13 protein-coding genes are annotated in these 15,380 nt (G+C 67.2%); 11 read left to right on the forward strand and 2 right to left on the reverse strand.

What is annotated here, in order from left to right:
* Window positions 1-66: 66 nt before the first annotated feature.
* The 8 genes from HCZ97_RS17030 to HCZ97_RS17065 all read left to right on the forward strand — a co-directional run bounded on the left by HCZ97_RS17030 (window position 67) and on the right by HCZ97_RS17065 (window position 10,740).
* On the forward strand, window positions 67-1,491 hold the full coding sequence (locus HCZ97_RS17030) for an ABC transporter substrate-binding protein (protein WP_254871588.1): 1,425 nt from the start codon (window positions 67-69) through the stop codon (window positions 1,489-1,491).
* A 210-nt stretch (window positions 1,492-1,701) separates the two neighbouring features.
* Window positions 1,702-2,649, forward strand: a complete 948-nt coding sequence (locus HCZ97_RS17035; protein ID WP_167690265.1) for an ABC transporter permease — start codon at window positions 1,702-1,704, stop codon at window positions 2,647-2,649.
* The gene (locus tag HCZ97_RS17040; RefSeq protein ID WP_254871587.1) at window positions 2,646-3,488 is read left to right on the forward strand and encodes an ABC transporter permease; all 843 of its coding nucleotides are present in this window, start codon (window positions 2,646-2,648) and stop codon (window positions 3,486-3,488) included. The genes HCZ97_RS17035 and HCZ97_RS17040 overlap by 4 nt, the downstream gene beginning before the upstream one ends.
* A complete protein-coding gene (locus HCZ97_RS17045; protein WP_167690267.1) occupies window positions 3,485-5,074 on the forward strand; it encodes an ABC transporter ATP-binding protein in 1,590 nt (529 codons plus the stop codon). The genes HCZ97_RS17040 and HCZ97_RS17045 overlap by 4 nt, the downstream gene beginning before the upstream one ends.
* A 13-nt stretch (window positions 5,075-5,087) precedes the next feature.
* A complete protein-coding gene (locus tag HCZ97_RS17050) occupies window positions 5,088-6,530 on the forward strand; it encodes an aldehyde dehydrogenase family protein (protein WP_167690268.1) in 1,443 nt (480 codons plus the stop codon).
* A 36-nt stretch (window positions 6,531-6,566) separates the two neighbouring features.
* Entirely contained in the window at window positions 6,567-7,322 is a 756-nt protein-coding gene (locus HCZ97_RS17055) for a glucose 1-dehydrogenase (RefSeq protein WP_167690270.1), read from the forward strand.
* Window positions 7,323-7,770: 448 nt separating this feature from the next.
* A complete protein-coding gene (locus HCZ97_RS17060; RefSeq protein WP_167690272.1) occupies window positions 7,771-8,793 on the forward strand; it encodes an aspartate-semialdehyde dehydrogenase in 1,023 nt (340 codons plus the stop codon).
* Between the two features lie 216 nt (window positions 8,794-9,009).
* Entirely contained in the window at window positions 9,010-10,740 is a 1,731-nt protein-coding gene (locus HCZ97_RS17065) for a DUF4139 domain-containing protein (RefSeq protein ID WP_167690274.1), read from the forward strand.
* A 372-nt stretch (window positions 10,741-11,112) separates the two neighbouring features.
* Here HCZ97_RS17065 and HCZ97_RS17070 read toward each other — a convergent pair whose 3' ends face one another.
* Window positions 11,113-11,763 (reverse strand): carbonic anhydrase, encoded by a 651-nt coding sequence (locus HCZ97_RS17070; RefSeq protein ID WP_167690276.1) that lies wholly within the window; start codon window positions 11,761-11,763, stop codon window positions 11,113-11,115.
* 366 nt (window positions 11,764-12,129) lie between these two features.
* Between HCZ97_RS17070 and HCZ97_RS17075 the strand changes: the two genes are divergently transcribed.
* The 3 genes from HCZ97_RS17075 (at window position 12,130) to HCZ97_RS17085 (ending at window position 14,982) form a co-directional block, all read left to right on the forward strand.
* Complete coding sequence (locus HCZ97_RS17075) at window positions 12,130-12,489, forward strand: hypothetical protein (RefSeq protein WP_175581761.1); 360 nt, start codon at window positions 12,130-12,132, stop codon at window positions 12,487-12,489.
* A 244-nt stretch (window positions 12,490-12,733) separates the two neighbouring features.
* Entirely contained in the window at window positions 12,734-14,137 is a 1,404-nt protein-coding gene (locus HCZ97_RS17080) for a M17 family metallopeptidase (RefSeq protein ID WP_167690279.1), read from the forward strand.
* A complete protein-coding gene (locus HCZ97_RS17085) occupies window positions 14,134-14,982 on the forward strand; it encodes a C40 family peptidase (RefSeq protein WP_368484390.1) in 849 nt (282 codons plus the stop codon). The genes HCZ97_RS17080 and HCZ97_RS17085 overlap by 4 nt, the downstream gene beginning before the upstream one ends.
* A gap of 28 nt (window positions 14,983-15,010) precedes the next feature.
* On the opposite strand, the gene HCZ97_RS17090 is transcribed toward HCZ97_RS17085, so the two are convergent.
* A complete protein-coding gene (locus HCZ97_RS17090; protein ID WP_167690281.1) occupies window positions 15,011-15,352 on the reverse strand; it encodes a DUF2794 domain-containing protein in 342 nt (113 codons plus the stop codon).
* Between the last annotated feature and the right edge of the window lie 28 nt (window positions 15,353-15,380).

The following is a 15,380-nucleotide window of genomic DNA, read 5'->3' on the forward strand; positions in this document are numbered from 1 at the left end:
GTGGCGCGTGAATGTTGAGCGCCGGGGGCGGGGGCGGGGGGGCGGGCGGCCTTTGCGCCCCGGGCCCTGGCACGGCGGAGGGCAGAGAGGCCGGGGGGATGGCAGGGGGAACCGCCGCACCTGGACCCGACCTCGGACGCGGCGGGAGCGATCGACCAGGTGGTCTATTCCAACGTGATGGAGGGGCTGACGCGCTTCGGGCCCGATGGATCGATCAACCCCGGCCTGGCGCGCAGCTGGGACGTGTCTGAGGACGGTCTGACCTATACCTTCCACCTGGCACAGGACGTGACCTTCCACGATGGCACCGGCTTTGACGCCGAAGACGTCAAGTTCACCCTGGACCGGGCCCGCGCGGAGGACAGCACCAACGCCCAGAAGGCGCTTTTCGCCGGTATCTCGGAGGTGACCGTGGTGGATCCGCTGACCGTGGCGGTGACGCTTTCCAATCCGGACGGGGCCTTCCCGTTCAAGATGGCCTGGGGCGATGCGGTGATCGTCGCGCCCGAAAGCATCGAGCAGATCAAGACCCATCCGGTCGGCACCGGGGCCTTCACCTTTGCCAGCCGGATCCAGGGCGATTCCATCGAGCTTGCGAAGAACCCCGAGTATTGGGGCGAACCGGCGATGCTGGACGAGGTGACCTTCAAGTTCATCTCTGATCCCTCTGCCGCCTTCGCCGCCGTGATGGCCGGTGACGTCGATGCCTTTGCCGCCTTCCCGGCCCCTGAGAACCTGCCGCAGTTCGACGCGGATCCGCGCTTCAAGGTCATGATCGGCTCGACCGAGGGCGAGACGATCCTGGCGATGAACAACGCCCGCGAACCCTTCTCGAACCAGACCGTGCGTGAGGCCGTTGCCCATGCGATCAACCGGGCGGACATCATCGACGGCGCCATGTTCGGCTACGGCACGCCGATCGGGACCCATTTCGCGCCGCACAACCCCGATTACGTCGATCTGACCGGGCTGTCCGACTTCGATCCCGAGAGGTCCAAGGCGCTGCTGGAAGAGGCGGGTGTCACCCTGCCGCTCAAGGTCAAGATGACCCTGCCGCCCCCCTCCTATGCGCGCCGCGGCGGAGAGATCGTGGCGGCCCAGCTGCGCGCCGTCGGGATCGAGCCGCAGATCGAGAACGTCGAATGGGCACAATGGCTGGAATCCACTTTCCGCAACGCCCATGACTTTGACCTGACGATCATCAGCCACACGGAGCCGATGGATATCGGGATCTACGCCGACCCGGAGTACTACTTCGGCTACGACAATCCGGAGTTCCAGGACGTCCTGGCGCAGCTTGACGTGGAAAGCGACCCCCAGAAGCGCTCTGAACTGCTGAAAACGGCCCAGACCACCATCGCGGAGGATTACGTGAACGGCTATCTCTTCCAGCTTCCCCTGCACACGGTTGCCGATACCAGGCTTGAGGGCCTCTGGCTCAATGCGCCGACGCAGGCTGCCGATCTGACCGGTGTCTACTGGGAGGAATGACCCCGCTTGCGCCGGGGCACGCCCTTTCCGGCCGGTCACGGCCGGAGGGCGGCGGATGCCTCCGGCGGGAGTTTCCCGGCAAGAAGAAGATCCTGCCCCGTTTCCCGCCCGTGCCGGTTGCACGGGGGGAGGCGGGCCGCAGGCCCCGCGGGGCGGTGCCCCTGACTTTCTGATGCCCTGCCCGCAATTCAAGACCGCACTGGCCCTTTCATGCTGCGCTTTCTCCTGACACGCCTGACCTCCCTGGTCCTGAGCCTTGTCGTCGCCTCGGCGGTGATCTTTGCCGTGATCGAGGTGCTTCCCGGCGATCCCGCTGCCGTCATGCTGGGCGTGAATGCCCAGGAAGATACCCTGGCGGCCCTGCGCGAAGAGCTGGGCCTGACGGAAGCGCCGGTCATGCGCTATTTCCACTGGGTCACCGGGCTGTTGCAGGGCGATTTCGGGGTTTCCTATTCCTACCGCATCCCGGTGGCCGAGATGATCTCTGACCGCTTGCAGGTGTCGCTGCCCTTGGCGCTGTTCGCGCTGGTGCTGACGGTGGTGATCGCCATTCCCGTGGGTATATGGGCCGCCTCGCGCCGGGGCAGCGCCGTGGATCTTGGGGTCATGGGGGTGACGCAGCTGGGCGTGGCTGTGCCGAACTTCTGGTTCGCGATGCTCATGGTGCTGGTCTTCGCGGTGAACCTGCGCTGGTTCTCCGCGGGTGGCTTTGCCGGCTGGGATGAAGGGATCTTGCCCGCGCTGAAAAGCCTGACCCTGCCGGCCATTGCGCTGGCGCTTCCCCAGGCTTCCATCCTGGCGCGGGTCATGCGTTCTGCCCTGCTGGATACACTGGGAGAGGACTTTGTCCGTACGGCGCGGGCCAAGGGGCTGACGCGGCGCCAGGCGCTCTGGCGCCATGCCTTCCGCAATGCGCTGATCCCGGTGCTGACGATCATCGGGCTGCAGTTCTCCTTCCTGCTGGCGGGGGGGATCATCATCGAGAATGTCTTTTACCTGCCGGGGCTTGGGCGGCTGATCTTCCAGGCGATCTCTGCCCGGGACCTGGTGGTCGTCGAAAGCGTCGTGATGCTGCTGGTCTTTGCGGTGATCGTCGTGAACTTCCTGGTCGAGGTGGCCTATGCGCTGATCGACCCCCGTCTGAGGAGCGCCCGATGACCGGAACGATGCAGATGGTCCTGCGCTCGCGCAGCCTGGTCCTGGGGGCGGCGCTGAGCCTGGTTTTCTTTGGCGCGGCCGTCGTGAGCTTTCTCTGGGTGCCCTACGACGTCACGCTGATGGGCATCGCCAACAAGATCAAACCGCCCTCGGCCGCGCATTGGCTGGGCACGGACCAGTTCGGGCGCGATATCCTGTCGATGATCATGGTGGGGGCGCGGACCTCCATCGCCGTGGCGGTCCTGGCGGTGGGGATCGGCATGGGCTTCGGCGTGCCGCTGGGGCTTTGGGCGGCGGCGCGCCGCGGCAGCCTGCTGGACGAGCTGATCATGCGCGGCAATGACCTGGTCTTTGCCTTCCCCGCGCTGCTGATCGCGGTGATGATCACGGCGATCCTGGGGCCGTCGGCCACGAATGCGATCATCGCCATCGGCGTCTTCAACATCCCGGTCTTCGCGCGGCTGTCACGCTCTGGCGCGCTGTCGCTCTGGCAGCGGGATTTCATCCTGGCGGCCCGGGTCGCTGGCAAGGGATCCGCCCGGATTTCCTGGGAGCATATCCTGCCCAACATCCTGAACCTGCTGATTGTTCAGGGCACGATCCAGTTTTCCCTCGGCATCCTGGCAGAGGCGGGGCTGAGCTACGTCGGCCTTGGCGCGCAGCCTCCTGTGCCCTCTTGGGGGCGGATGCTGGCGGAAAGCCAGACCTTCATCACCTTTGCCCCCCACATGGCGCTGTTCCCGGGCTTCGCGATCCTCTTGACCGTGCTGGGGCTGAACCTGATGGGCGACGGGCTGCGCGACCTTCTGGATCCGAAACTGCGGCGGGGTCGCGAATGAGCCTTCTTGAGATCCAGAACCTGAGCCTGTCGATCGGCACCTACGAGATCCTGCACCGGGTCTCCCTGAGCGTCGCACCCGGAGAGATCCTGGGCGTGATCGGCGAAAGCGGATCCGGCAAGTCGATGACCGCCTTTGCCACCATGCAGCTTCTGCCGGAGGGCGCGCGTTGCGAGGGGCGCATTGCCCTGGACGGGCAGGAGATGCTTGAGCTGCCGGAGGCGCAGCTGTGCGCCTTGCGGGGGTCTGCCGTTGGTATGGTCTTCCAGGAGCCGATGACCGCGCTGAACCCGCTTCAGACCATCGGCGACCAGGTTGCGGAAACCATCCGCATCCATCAGAAAACCTCGCGCAGGCAGGCACTTTTGCTTGCGCAGGAAGCCCTTGAGCGGGTCGAGCTGCCGGCGGATCGCTTCCCCCTGTCGCGCTATCCCCATGAGCTGTCCGGCGGGCAGCGCCAGCGCGTGGTGATCGCCATGGCCATCGCCCTGCGCCCCAAGCTGCTGATCGCGGATGAGCCTACGACAGCGCTGGACGTGACCACGCAGGCGCAGATCCTGGCGCTGCTGACCCGCCTCGTGCGGGAGGATGGCATGGGGCTGCTGATGATCTCTCATGACCTGGCGGTGGTGGCCGACATGGCCGACCGGATCGCCATCATGCAAAACGGCCGGGTGGTAGAGGAAGGCCCGGCCAGGACCCTGTTCCACACCATGCAGCATCCCTATTCCAAGGCGCTGCTGGCGGCCTCTGCCCATGCGCCGGTGATGACGCCCCAGGAGGAAGGTGCGCCCCTGCTTGAGGTGCGCGATGTCCACCGGCGCTACCCGATGGCACGCAAGACCCTCTTTGGCCCGCGGCAGGAGTTCCATGCGGTCAAGGGGGTCTCCCTGACGCTGAAGGCGGGGGAAAGCCTTGGCCTTGTTGGGGAATCCGGTTGCGGAAAATCCACGCTGACCCGCGCGATCCTGGGGCTGGAGCAGGTGCAGGGCGGTGAGATCCGCCTTGGCGGCCAGCCGGTCTTTACCGGGGACAAGCCCAACCCGGCCGTGCGGCGGCGGATGCAGGTGGTCTTTCAGGACCCCTATGGCAGCTTCAACCCGCGCCATCGCGTCGGGCGCCTGGTGACAGAGCCCTTCCACCTGTCAGAGAACCCGCCAACCGGCGCCGCACGGGAGGCGGCCATCGCCGAGGCGCTGGAGGCCGTGGGCCTGAAGGCATCTGACAAGTCCAAGTATATCCACGAATTTTCCGGCGGCCAGCGGCAGCGCATCGCCATCGCGCGGGCCCTGATCACCAAGCCGGAGCTGATCCTGCTGGACGAGGCCGTCTCGGCGCTGGACGTGCAGGTGCGGGCGCAGATCCTGGACCTGCTGGCCGATCTCTCTGGCCGGTTCGGGCTGAGTTACCTGTTCATTTCGCACGATCTTTCCGTGGTGCGCTCGATCACCGACAGGGTGCTGGTCATGCAGGCCGGCGAGATTGTCGAGGAAGGCCCGACCGAGCAGGTGCTGGAACGGCCCACCCATCCCTATACGAAGAAACTGGTTGCTGCGGCGCCGCGCCTGCCTGAGGGCGTGCTGTAGCGGAGGAAATACCATGAAAGAGCTTTGGTTCGATCCGTCCAACTGCCTGATCGGCGGGGAATGGACGCCCGCTGCGGCGGGGACCCTGCCGCTTTACGATCCCTCGACGGGGGAAGAGATCGGCGCGATTGCCCGGGGCGGCGCGTCGGAGGTCGACGCGGCCGTGGACGCGGCCCGGCGCGCCTTCGAGGGGGGCTGGAACCGCACTCCGGCGGCCGAGCGCGGGCGTATCCTGATGCGCCTTGGCAAGCTGGTCGAAGAAGCGGTCGACAGCCTTGCCATGATCGAGGCGCGGGACGTCGGCAAACCCCTGAAACAGGCGCGGGCAGATGCCGTCGCGCTGGCCCGCTACCTGGAGTTCTACGGCGGCGCGGCGGACAAGCTGCTGGGCGAGACGATCCCCTACCTGGACGGCTATACCGTCTATACCTTGCGGGAGCCGCACGGGGTGACCGGACATATTGTGCCCTGGAATTACCCGATGCAGATCATCGGGCGCTCTGTCGGGGCGGCGCTGGCGGCGGGGAATGCCTGTGTTCTCAAGCCGGCAGAGGATGCCTGCCTGACCGCGCTGGCCTTTGCCGACCTGGCCAAGGCCGCCGGTCTGCCGGACGGCGTGCTGAACGTCGTGCCGGGCCTGGGGGCAGAGGCCGGCGCGGCGCTGTCGGCCCATCCGGGCGTGAACCACCTGAGCTTTACCGGATCGGTTGCCACCGGTGTGGCGGTGCAGATAGCGGCTGCGGCGAACGTGGTGCCGGTCACGCTTGAGCTGGGGGGCAAGTCGCCGCAGCTGGTCTTCGGGGATGCCGACCTTGAGACGGCGCTGCCTTTCCTGGTGAACGCCGGAATCCAGAACGCGGGGCAGACCTGCTCGGCCTCCTCGCGGATCCTGGTCCAGGCCTCTCGCTATGACGAGGTCCTGGAGCGGATGGCAGAGCGCTACGCGGCGCTGCGGGTTGGCCCGGCGGTCCGGGACCTGGACGTGGGGCCGGTGATTTCCGCGAAACAACAAGGGCTTGTCAACGGCTGGCTGGAGCGCGGCGCGGATCTTGAAGTGGCCGCGCAGGCCCGGCTGGGCGACCTGCCGGAGGGCGGATACTACGTGGCGCCGACGCTGTTTTCCGGGGCGGGCGGGGATCACATCCTGGCCCAGTCAGAGATCTTCGGACCGGTCCAGGTGGTCATTCCCTTTGAGGATGAAGAGGAAGCCGTGGCGCTAGCCAATGGCACCGATTACGGGCTGGTCGCCAGCGTCTGGAGCCGCGAGGGCGCGCGCCAGATGCGCCTGGCGCGCAGCCTTCGGGCGGGGCAGGTGTTCCTGAACAACTACGGGGCCGGGGGCGGCGTTGAGCTGCCCTTTGGCGGCATCGGCAAATCCGGACATGGGCGGGAGAAGGGCTTCGAGGCGCTTTACGGCTTCACCGCGCTGAAGACCGTCGCGGCCTATCACGGCTGAAAACATCAATTGAATCAGGAAGATCGGGAGGGTGTGATGCGTTTGAAAGACAAGGTGGCCGTGGTCACCGGCGCGGCCCAGGGCTTTGGCCTGGGGATCGCGCAGCGCTTCGTGGAAGAGGGCGCCAAGGTGCTGGTCGTGGACCTGCAGGGCGAGAAGGCCGAGGCCGCTGCCGAAGGGCTGAGCGGCCCTGGCAGCGCGCTGGGACATGGGGCCGATGTCGCGGACCGGGGCGCCGTGGAGGCCATGCTGGAGCGGGCGGAAAGCGCGCTGGGGCCAGTGGATATCCTGGTCAACAATGCCGGTGTGACCCATCTCCCCATGCCGATGGAAGAGGTCACCGAAAGCGACTTTGACCGGATTTTTGCAGTCAATATCAAGGCGATATACCTGGCCTCCCAATTGCTGGTGCCGCGGCTGAAGACGCGCGGGCAGGGCGGGGCGATCGTCAACGTCTCCAGCACGGCGGGGATTTCGCCGCGCCCGAACCTGACCTGGTACAATGCCTCCAAGGGCTGGGTGAACACCGCGACGGAGAGCATGGCGGTGGAGCTGGCCCCGGCGGGCATCCGGGTCAATGCGATCTGCCCCGTGGCCGGGGAAACGCCGCTGCTGCAAAGCTTCATGGGGCAGGATACTCCTGAAATCAGGGCGAAATTCCTGTCGACCATTCCCATGGGCCGCTTCACCACCCCCAAGGATATCGGCGATGCGGCGGTCTTCCTGGCCTCTGAAGAGGCGGGGATGGTGACCGGGCAATGCATGAAGGTCGACGGCGGGCGCTGCATCTGAGAGGCGGGGCCGTCCGGCGCTCGCCGCCGGGGCGGCCTCGCCCCGCCCGCCGTCCCGTATCTGTGCAAGGGCGCACAGGCTGATCCTGCTGGAAAACCGCGTCGGTCCCACGTCTGTTTTATGTCGGTATCGCGTCGGTATCACGTCGGTGCGCAGCGCACGCTGGGGTCACCTTCCGGTAATGTGCACAGGCGCACAGGCGCGCGCTGACCGGCGTCGCGCCGTGCCCTGCCGCTTGTCTGGGAGGCGCAGGCCGACAACGCGCGGCGCCCCCTCGATGGGGGGCACGGGCGTCCCTTGCGTGCCAGGGCCTTCGCTGCCCCCTGCATTGGCCCCGGGGGCGCCTGTCCCATCGCCGCCCTTGATACGGCCCATCACCGCAATACCCTTCCAACCCAACCGCGCATGGGGTATGGACCCCCGTCCCAATTGAAAGGAGTCTTCCACTATGGGCTATAAAGTCGTCGTCGTTGGTGCCACGGGCAACGTGGGCCGCGAAATGCTGAACATCCTGGCCGAGCGCCACTTCCCGGTGGACGAGATCGCTGTGCTCGCATCCCGGAAGTCGCTGGGGACCGAGGTCAGCTTCGGTGACAAGACCCTCAAGACCCAGGACCTGGACACCTTTGATTTCACCGGTTGGGACATCGCGCTTTTCGCCGTTGGCTCCACCGCGACGAAGGAATACGCGCCCAAGGCTGCGGCCACGGGCTGTGTCGTGATCGACAACTCCTCTCTCTACCGCTACGACCCGGACGTTCCGCTGGTCGTGCCGGAAGTGAACCCGGAGGCGGTCGAGGGCTACGCCAAGAAGAACATCATCGCCAACCCCAACTGCTCTACCGCGCAGATGGTCGTGGCGCTGAAGCCGCTGCATGACCGCGCCAAGATCAAGCGCGTCGTCGTGTCGACCTACCAGTCGGTCTCCGGCTCGGGCAAGGCGGGCATCGATACGCTCTGGGATGAGACCAAGGCGATCTACAACCCGACGGACAACTATTCGTCCGAGACCTACCCCAAGCAGATCGCCTTCAACGTGATCCCGCATATCGACGTCTTCATGGAAGACGGTTCCACCAAGGAAGAGTGGAAGATGGTCGCGGAAACCAAGAAGATCGTCGATCCCGCCATCAAGGTCACCGCGACCTGCGTGCGCGTGCCGGTCTTCGTGGGCCACTCCGAGGCGATCAACATCGAGTTCGAGGACTTCCTGGACGAAGATGAAGCGCGTGAGATCCTGCGCGAGGCGCCGGGCATCATGGTGATCGACAAGCGCGAAGACGGCGGCTACGTGACGCCGGTCGAATGCGTGGGCGATTTCGCCACCTTCATCAGCCGGATCCGCCAGGACAGCACCATCGACAACGGGCTGAACATCTGGTGCGTGTCGGACAACCTGCGCAAGGGCGCGGCGCTGAACGCGGTTCAGATCGCCGAGACCCTGGGCGCACGGGTGCTGAAAAAGGGCTGAGGCCGGACCGGGCCGGCCCGCTGCGGCGGGCAAACCGGCCCGAGGGAATGAGGAAAGGGGCGCGCCTTCGGGGGCGCCCCTTTTGCATGGCGGGTGGCTTTGCCCGCCGCAGCGGGCCCGAATGGCGCGCGCACCCCGCTGCATTGGCCCTTATCCGCCGGTCAGGCCCCCTCACGCGGGCCGCACGGGGATGTCACTTTCCCCGGAGCGCGCGGCTTGCCATCATGGCGCGAACAGGGGCCAAAGGGTGCCATCCGCCAGGATGGCGACCGGGCGCCCCGCAACAACGAGGACATGATGCCCGACGCCCGCCTGAAAGCACCGCTTGTCACCACCCTTCTGGCCGGAACCTTCCTGGCCGGTCTGCCCGCCCTGGCCGGGGCCGAGGATTTCGCCCTGCCCTCCCAGGTGAGTGCGGTGACGCTTTATCCCTCTGCCGCCACCGTGCGGCGTGAGGTCAGCTATTCCATCCCCGAAGGTCGCCATGCGCTGGTGCTGTCGGACATGCCCTTCATCGACCCCGCCGCGCTGCGCCTGCAGGCCGGCGAGGGCGTGGAGCTGGGCCCGGTCACCTACCGTGACGATTTCGTCCGGCCCCGCAGCAAGGAAGACAGCGTTGCCATCGCAGAGGCACGCAACCGGATCGAGGCGCTGGAAGAGAAGCTGGAAGAGATCGAGGCCCGCGCCGCCCAGGTGGATCTTGAGGCAGAGGCGGCCATGGCCCGCGTCAGCTTCCTGCAGGGGATGAGCAGCTCTGCCGGCACCTCCGCCTCGCCCGAGGATCTGCGCGCGCTCCTGCTGACCATCAGTGCCGAGGACCTGGAAGCCCGCCGGATCGCGCAGGAGGCCCGCGACCGCGCCGCCGAGATCCGCGAAGAGAAGTCCCCGGTGAAGGAAGAGCTGGAAACGGCAGAAGAGGCCCTGGCCGCCCTGCTGAACGAGGACGAGGAGCGCTCCTCGCTCTCGGTGACGCTGACCGCCGATGCCCCGCGCGAGGGCGTGCTGGTGCTGAGCTACACCACCGACCAGGCCAGCTGGCGCCCGGCCTACGACATGGCGCTGAGCACCGGGGAGACGCCCGAGATGACCCTGACCCGCGCCGCCTTCCTGCGTCAGGAAACGGGCGAGAACTGGCAGGACGTGGCGCTGACCCTGTCCACGGCGCGCCCCTCGGATCGCGCCCAGCCGGGCGAACTTCAGCCCCTGCCGCTGCGCATCTTCGAACCGGGCCGCCCGATCCCCCTGGCCAGGCAGTCCGAGGTCATGGAGGACACCATGAGCCTGCAAAGGCTGGGCGCGGCCCCTGTTGCCGGCAAGATCGCCGATAACGGCGTGTCGATCACCTATGGCTACCCCGAGGCGCTCTCGCTGGATTCCGGCGCGGAAGAGCTGCGCGTGGACCTGGGCACCACGCGCTTCACCCCAGAGGTCTACGCCCGCGCCGTCCCGCTGCTGGATGAGAACGCCTATCTTATGGCCGGCTTCACCAACCAGGAGGATGAGCCCCTGCTGCCCGGTGCCCAGACCCGCTTCTTCGTCGACGGCACCTACATGGGCCAGCGCCCCACGCCCCTGGTCGCGGCCGGCGCCAGTGCCGACTGGTCTTTCGGAGCCATCGACGGCCTGCGCCTGGAGCGCCAGGTCGAAGACCGCATGGAAGGCGAGGAAGGCTTCATCCGGAAAAGCAACGGTCTGAACGAGGCGGTGACCATCACGCTCACCAACCGCACCAACCGCGCCTGGCCCCTGCGCCTGACCGACCGCGTGCCCTACTCCGAACAGGAGGCCCTGCAGATCGACTGGCAGGCCAACCCCGCCCCCACGACGGAAAGCCCCGATGGTCAGCGCGGCTTGCTGGAATGGCAGCTCGACCTGCCCGCCGGCGAGGAAACCGAGGTCGCGCTGAGCTACACGGCCAGCTGGCCCGCCGACAAGATGCTGCAGTAACGCCGGCGGGGGCGCCTCAGCCCCCGGCGTCGTGCCCCGGTCTGGTGGCGTGAGGCCTCCGGCGGGAGTTTTCCGGCAAGAAGAAACCCCTTCTTAACCAAGGCGGGGCATCGTCCCCCTGCGGTCAGGACGGGAGCGTTCATGATCGTGCAAGGAGAAGGCCCCCGGTCGCCCCGCTTCGGCCGGTCGGTTGGGGGCTCGATCCTGTCTTCTTCTTGCCGGGAAACTCCCGCCGGAGGCATCCTACAGGGACAGGCCGTGCTGCGCTCTGAAAACTGGGCCTGAAAATCGGGAGTGAGGGCGCGGCAGGCCTGCTGGCCGGCCGCTGAGTTGAAGTGGCGCGCCCGGGCCGCGAGGGCGCGGGCGGCTTTTTCAGATCGGACGGAAGGCTTTTTCCGCGGGGATGTATTGTTCCACCGTGCCATTGCCGATGTCGTGCCACAATCCGTGCAGGGAGACGTTCTCGGACTTCACCTGGGCTTCGACGAAGGGGAAGGTCATCAGGTTCTCGAGCGAGACGAGCACGGCTTCGCGTTCCAGCGCGGAACGTTGCTTGTCATAGCCTTCCAGGTCCTTCACCCGTTCGTAGCCGGGGCGCAGCAGGTCCATCCAGCGGCCCACGAAGGAGCTCTTTTCTTCCAGCTCCGGGGCGCGGCCGGAGCACATGTCCAGGCAGCCCTGCACACCGCCACAGGCGCTATGGCCCATCACCACCACATGCGCGACCTTCAGCGCCGTCACCGCGTATTCCACCGCGGCGGAGGTGCCGTGCTGGTTGCCGTCCGGTTCATAGGGGGGCACCAGGTTGGCGATGTTACGGTGGATGAAGAACTCGCCCTGATCCGCGCCGAAGATGCTGGTCACATGCACGCGGCTGTCACAGCAGGAGATGATCATGGTCTTGGGGCGCTGCCCTTCGTCGGCCAGGCGTCGGTACCATGCCTTGTTCTCTGCGAAGGCGGTGGCCTTCCAGCCGTGGTAGCGTTGCACGAGAAGGTTGGGAAGCGGCTTCGCCTTGTCCATCGGGGTCTCCGGGTTGGGTCAATCCTCGGGCTGTTATAGTCTGCGTGGGTGCCGCGGCAAATGACGAAAGGGAGAATTTTCGCAAAATGCCCGTGCAGGGCGCTTGCTGACCTGGACGCGGTGCCCGGAGGCGCGCGACGGCTCCCGGCCAGTTCCCTGACACTACTTCGACACGCCATCTGAAAATTGCCGAAAAACTGCTGAAAAGACGCGGAAAACATACCGAAAAATCGGCGTGCATTTGACGGTGGTTTCCGTGTCTTTCCGGTGGGTGGGCAAGGATTTGGGAACTTCATCAGGGCATTGTCTGCGGGCCGTGGGGGCAATGAGAAGGGTGTGGTGAACGTGGAACAAGTGCTTGTTCTGATGCAGCAGGAAGATGTGCGGCTTGATCCGGGCCGGCTGGAGTCGTTGTTTCTTCAGATGGGGGAAGCCGGGGCAGAGGATGTCCTGTGCCGCGCCATGGAGGAGATCGCCCTGCGCCTGAGCCATACCGAGCGACTGTTCCGCCAGGGCCGGATGGAAGAGATGCGCAAATCGGCCCGCTCGCTGGTGGCCATTGCCGAGCAGATCGGCATGAACGCCCTGGCCCGTGTGGCCGGGGATGTGACCTGCTGCATTGATGCGGCCGACGAGGTGGCGCTGACCGCCACCCTGGCCCGCCTGCTTCGCGTGGGAGAGCAATCCCTGACTGCTGTCTGGGACCTGCAGGGCGCGCATCTGTGATCCCTGCCTGAGGCGAGGGGGCTGCGGGGCGCGGGGGCGCCGGTTTGCGGCTGAGGTCCCGTTTGGACTTCGGCTGTGGGTCTTTTGGCATGGTTCCCCGGGCGCGGTTTCCAAGAGGCGCCCGTCCGGCAAGGGGCTGCTGACCGGGCGGCAGGGCCCGGCGAAAGCCCCTTGCAGCGACGTGGCGCGGGGCTAGGCTGTGGCAGGCCCGAGGTTTTCGGGTCTGACAATGCAAGGACACCCCATGGCCGACCGCTCCCCCCTGACCTTTGCTGCCGAGACCGATGATGCGCTGCCGCTGCACGTGATCGCGACTGATGCGCTGGAAACCTTCATTGAGGGGCAGGGGCCCGAGGTTGCGGCCTGGGTCAGGGCCACCGGGTTCAGCGGGGCCCTGAAGCAAAGCTGCCTTGTGCCGGGGCCGGATGGCGCGCCGGTGATGGCGCTGGCAGGCTATGGCGATGCCGGGGCGCGGGCCCGGGGCCGCTTCTGGCTGGCCGGGGCAGCGGCGGGGCTGCCAGAGGGGGTCTACAGGATCGCCTCCGGCCTGCCGCAGGAGGTCGCGGACATGGAGGCGCTGGGCTGGCTTCTGCAGGGCTATCGCTATGACCGCTACCGCGCGCAGGGCAGCTTCAAGCCCGCGCTGATCGCCCCGGAGGGCGTCGATGCCAGGCGGGTCGAGGCGCTGGCCGCCGGAGAGGCGCTGACCCGCGACCTGATTAACACCCCGGCCAATGACATGGGCCCGGCAGAGCTGGAAGCCGCCGCCCGCTCCCTGGCGGAGGACTGCGGGGCCGAGATTTCGGTCATCACGGGGGAAGAGCTGCTGGAGCAGAACTTCCCGATGATCCACGCGGTGGGCCGCGCGGCCACCCCCGCCCGTGCGCCGCGCCTGATCGAGCTGCGCTGGGGCAGCAACGGGCCGGCGCTGACGCTGGTGGGCAAGGGGGTCTGTTTCGACACCGGCGGGCTGAACATCAAGCCCGGGGCCTCCATGGGCCTGATGAAGAAGGACATGGGCGGGGCGGCCACGGTGCTGGGGCTGGCGCGGATCATCATGACGCGCGATCTGCCGGTGCAGCTGCGGGTGCTGATCCCGGCGGTGGAGAACGCCATCGCGGGGGAGGCCTTCCGCCCCGGCGATATCCTGACCGCGCGCAATGGCCTGACAGTTGAGATCAACAATACCGATGCAGAGGGGCGGCTGGTGCTGGCCGATGCCCTGGCGCTGGGGGCAGAGGCCAAGCCGGAGATGATGGTGTCTTTCGCCACGCTCACCGGCGCGGCGCGGGTGGCCGTGGGGCCGGACCTGTCGCCCTTCTTTACCGATGACCCGGATGTGGCCGGCGCGCTGACGGCGGTGTCGGAGCTGGCGGCCGATCCGGTCTGGCGCCTGCCCTTCCACGAGCCCTACGAAAGCATGATCGAGCCGGGCATCGCGGACCTGGACAATGCGCCCAAGGGCGGGTTCGCCGGGTCGATCACCGCCGCGCTCTTCCTGCGCCGCTTTGCGGGTTCGGGCGTGCGCTACACCCATTTCGACATCTACGGCTGGTCGCCCTCTGACCAGCCGGGGCGCAGCAAGGGCGGCACGGGCATGGGCGCGCGGGCGCTGTTTTCCGCGCTGCCGGGCCTGCTGGGGCTGTGAGCGCCGTGGATCGCCGCCGCTGGCCGGCCAATGGCCGGGTGGCCGCGGCCCGGCTGAAGGGCCGGGCAGAGGCGGCGCGTTTCACCGAAGGCCAGGCGGATCGTATCGCCCAGCCGGTGGCGGATCTCTGTGCCGCGCCGGGGGGCAAGCGGGACCGCCAGCTGCTGTTCGGCGCCGCGGTGACGGTCTACGAGCTGGCGCAGGGCTGGGCCTTTGTCGAGGCGCAGGCGGATGGCTACACCGGCTATGTGGCAGAGGCGGCGCTGGCCGGCGGGGTGGGGGACACGCCCAGCCACTGGTTGGTGGCGCGCTCCAGCCAGGCCTATGCGGCGGCGGATCTGAAAAGCCCCGACCGGATGGCGCTGTCCTTTGGGGCGCAGGTTCATGTCACCGCCTGGGAAAATGACTTTGCCGCGACGGAGGCGGGCTGGATCCCGCGCCAGCACCTGGCCCCGCTGGGTGCCCCCGGTGCGCGCGATCCGGTCGCCCTGGCCGAGCGCCTGCTGGGCACGCCCTACCTTTGGGGTGGGAATTCGGCCTTCGGGGTGGATTGCTCTGGCCTGGTGCAGCTGCCCCTGCAGATGCTGGGCAGGACCTGTCCCGGGGACAGCGACATGCAGGCGCGCGAGCTGGGCGTGGCGCTGGAGCCGGATGCGCCGCTGGAGCGTGGCGACCTGGTGTTCTGGAAGGGGCACGTGGCCTGGGTGGCGGGGCCCGACCTGATCCTGCATGCCAATGCGGGCACGATGTCCGTTGCCTTCGAGGGGCTTGGCGCCGCCATCGCGCGGATCGAGGCGGCCGGCGACGGGCCGGTCACGTTGCGGCGCAGGCTGGTGCGGGACTGATTGGAGTGGGGCTGAGAGGCGCGGCGGGTCAGTCCACCGCGCGGATCATCTTGCGTTCCAGCACCCGCAGCACGGTTTTCAGCTCATGCCCCCGGCGCAGGATCTGGCCGTCCATGCCGACCACGGCATACATGCCCTGCTTGTTGCGCAGTCTTGGCCGTTTCTCGATCCGATAGAGCGGGTGTTCCGCGCTGCGCCGGAAGACGGAGAAGACCGCCATGTCCGACAGGCAGGAAATCCCGTAATCGCGCCATTCGCCTGCGGCGACCATGCGCCCGTAGAGCGACAGGATCACGCTGAGCTCCGTGCGGTGAAAGGCGACCTGGGCTTGCTGGGGTCCGGGAACCGGAGGCGTCGAGTGTAGCGTCATGACGGAATCCTGCGCCCGGTGCGCGGCA

It is taken from the genome of Pseudooceanicola sp. HF7 (genome assembly GCF_011806405.1).
Classification (GTDB): Bacteria; Pseudomonadota; Alphaproteobacteria; order Rhodobacterales; family Rhodobacteraceae; genus Pseudooceanicola.

Bases quoted from the DNA above. Each gene is read 5' to 3' on its own strand.
- HCZ97_RS17035 (WP_167690265.1), top strand. From the start codon at position 1,702: ATGCTGCGCTTTCTCCTGACACGCCTGACCTCCCTGGTCCTGAGCCTT.
- HCZ97_RS17040 (WP_254871587.1), top strand. From the start codon at position 2,646: ATGACCGGAACGATGCAGATGGTCCTGCGCTCGCGCAGCCTGGTCCTG.
- HCZ97_RS17045 (WP_167690267.1), top strand. From the start codon at position 3,485: ATGAGCCTTCTTGAGATCCAGAACCTGAGCCTGTCGATCGGCACCTAC.
- HCZ97_RS17050 (WP_167690268.1), top strand. From the start codon at position 5,088: ATGAAAGAGCTTTGGTTCGATCCGTCCAACTGCCTGATCGGCGGGGAA.
- HCZ97_RS17055 (WP_167690270.1), top strand. From the start codon at position 6,567: ATGCGTTTGAAAGACAAGGTGGCCGTGGTCACCGGCGCGGCCCAGGGC.
- HCZ97_RS17060 (WP_167690272.1), top strand. From the start codon at position 7,771: ATGGGCTATAAAGTCGTCGTCGTTGGTGCCACGGGCAACGTGGGCCGC.
- HCZ97_RS17070 (WP_167690276.1), bottom strand. From the start codon at position 11,763: ATGGACAAGGCGAAGCCGCTTCCCAACCTTCTCGTGCAACGCTACCAC.
- HCZ97_RS17075 (WP_175581761.1), top strand. From the start codon at position 12,130: ATGCAGCAGGAAGATGTGCGGCTTGATCCGGGCCGGCTGGAGTCGTTG.
- HCZ97_RS17080 (WP_167690279.1), top strand. From the start codon at position 12,734: ATGGCCGACCGCTCCCCCCTGACCTTTGCTGCCGAGACCGATGATGCG.
- HCZ97_RS17090 (WP_167690281.1), bottom strand. From the start codon at position 15,352: ATGACGCTACACTCGACGCCTCCGGTTCCCGGACCCCAGCAAGCCCAG.